A 2691-nucleotide genomic window follows, 5' to 3' on the forward strand; every position below is an offset into this window, starting at 1 on the left:
AAGTAGAAAAGAGAGGGGATTATCAATGTTGTCGGAATCTCCAGGTTCCCATGAATAACATAACCTTAATCCTCTCTTTTGTTCTTTCTGATTAGTAATTAAAAGTTAGGAAATCAAACTTAAGACGGTTAATCGCCAATAGACGGTAGCGTTAGTAAGAAAATAATTATCTTGCCCACAACAATATACTAAGCCGACAAATCCGCGTTCCTTATTCCGCCAACTGGCGATAACCGGGACCGTTGCAAGCAATTTTATATGAAGCATTTTACTGAAGAAGAATTAGAATTTTATTTTGATCGTGATTCAGAGGAAGAACAAACAAGAACAAGAAAAATCTTTGAAAAACTTAGAGATAGAGCTAAAGGTGGAAAAACTTTATTAGAAAGAGAAAAAGAGTTTTTCTGTCTTTGTTTGAAATTAAGTGATTACGAGGACGATGGTAAACCAGAAGATTTTGAAGTTTGTAATGATTTTAGATTTAAACAACTATACTTAACGTATTTCAGTTCAGGACTAAAATCTGACGAAGTTTATAAAGCTGATAAAGGAAAAGTTTACCTAGTTCCACTAAACGAAAGAATTAAGGACTTAAAATACCTAACTTCTATTCAGAAGATTTGGTTAAAAGAAATTGAGAAAACTAATCACACTGACCAGATTTTACAACTTTTAGCAGCCGAGACACGACAAGACTTAAAGAGAATTAAAAAAGAAGCAGGAACTCTTTTTTTTAGAAAGCAGAAAGAACAATATGCATTCAAAAAAGAAAAACAGATCCTCCATTCTAAGTTCCTATATCTTTTGGTTAAAAAGACAATTCAAAATCACGATGAATCTGATTTTAATTTCACATTTATGGCAAAAAATGTAGAAATTGATGCTTATTCACTAATCCATATTATTAATAGACATTATGCCGAAGTAATTAAAGATAATCCACAAAAAACTTACCATATAGAAGATTTTGATCCAGAGCTATTGCACATAAAATTGAAAGATATTCTCAAGGAAATTGAAGAAAAATCTATTCCAATTAAAAATCCCGAAAAATTTGCTTTCCGATATAAAAATGTGGACTATAGAATATGGATTAAAAAAAGAGTGAAGTATGAAAAAGGAATTGGTAAAATTGAATTTTACAGGTTGGAAACATTTTACCCAATAGCGGATAAAAGTGAAATTGAAGATCTTAATAATAATTATGATTTAGTTGAAGTAAGTCCGGAACTTCAAACATATACTGAGAAATAAAACTGCTAGCAACAACGGCTCATCGCAAATAACGGGTATTGCCGAAAAAGTGTAATTTTAGAAACCAGGAAAGAAAACAATTAAACCGACAACTCCGCGTCCCAACTCCCGCAACTTGCGATAGCCGAGACCGTTAGCTGCAAGGCTTCAACAAAACTTAGCATAAAATTAATGGAAATTTATTTGAAGAATTGGTATGATAAATTCATACAGGAATTACCAAAAACCAAAAACCAAAAATCTAAGAGTTATATCTCCCTTTGTAGGTGAGCAAATTTTAAGAAAAATAGAGAAGAATTTTAATTTTCAGAATTTTGAATTAATCACGAGATATAATCTTCAAGATTTCGCACTGAAAGTTTCAAGTTTAGACGGAATTAAATTTTCTGTAGATAAAGGAGCCAATATTTACGGTATTAAAGGATTACACAGCAAAGTATATTTACTAGATAAAAGAGCTGCAATAATTACATCTGCAAATCTTACTAATGGAGGTTTAAGAAATAATATGGAATGTGGAATCTACTTAACGGATAAAAAAGTAATTAAAGATCTCCATAATCATTTTAATGATTTGAAAAATATTGCTGGACAAAATTTGCAATTAAATGAATGTCTAAAATGGGAAAGCAAATTGTCTAACATAAACACAACTAAAGGTAAAGCAGCAAAATTACCAGATTATGGTTCTAGCAAAACTAATTTTAATAACTCAATAAATTATTACATTAAATTTTTTGGCAAAGGAGATAATCGAGTAGAATTAGATTTTCCAGTTAAGGAAGAAATAGATAGAGCTTTATGCCATTATGCTTGTGGTTTTCCAATAAATAAAAAGCCTAGACAAGTCAATGATGGCGATATCATATATATGGCAAGAATGACTCAGAATCCAAATGATTATGCAATTTTTGGAAAAGCCACAGCTCTCAAGTTTACAGAAGGAAGAGATATTGCCTCAGATATAGAGAAGCAAGAACGAGAATGGAAAAATAAATGGCCAGCTTATTTACGAGTTGAGAAACCAATTTTTCTAAATGGAACTATGGGTGATGGAATACTGCTTTCAGATTTAATTGATAAATTTGAATATGACAGTTTTCCTTCAACAAGAAAAAGATATGATAAGGGAGAACAAAATATTGTAGTAAAAAGATCTTTAATGAGAAAAGCATACACTAAGATCACAAATAATTCTGCGAATTGGTTAGAACAACAATTCGAAGATGCTCTTCAAATTACTGGAAAAGTTCCAGATAGTTTTTTAAAAAATTTACCTCAAACTACTACTAATTTAAAGAATTGGTAACGCCCAGCAGCTAACAAAGAACTAAGCTAACTTCCAAACAATTTATCCTAATTTTGATACATAATTTTCATCGTATGGTAAACCCGATTTTGCCACTGCAAATGCCTGTTTCAGCAGTTTGCCGCATA

Annotated in this window: 2 protein-coding genes; both read left to right on the forward strand. The window is 31.0% G+C overall.

The genetic code is table 11. The annotated features are described in order from the left end of the window. Positions 1-258: 258 nt before the first annotated feature. Positions 259-1254 carry a hypothetical protein gene (locus ACOV1Q_RS15800; protein WP_424495371.1) on the forward strand — a complete coding sequence of 332 codons (996 nt, stop codon included), beginning with the start codon at positions 259-261 and terminating at the stop codon, positions 1252-1254. Between the two features lie 196 nt (positions 1255-1450). After that, positions 1451-2563 carry a phospholipase D family protein gene (locus ACOV1Q_RS15805; RefSeq protein WP_424495372.1) on the forward strand — a complete coding sequence of 371 codons (1113 nt, stop codon included), beginning with the start codon at positions 1451-1453 and terminating at the stop codon, positions 2561-2563. Positions 2564-2691: the final 128 nt, after the last annotated feature.

It is taken from the genome of Salinimicrobium maris (assembly GCF_049680855.1).
Lineage (GTDB): Bacteria > Bacteroidota > Bacteroidia > Flavobacteriales > Flavobacteriaceae > Salinimicrobium.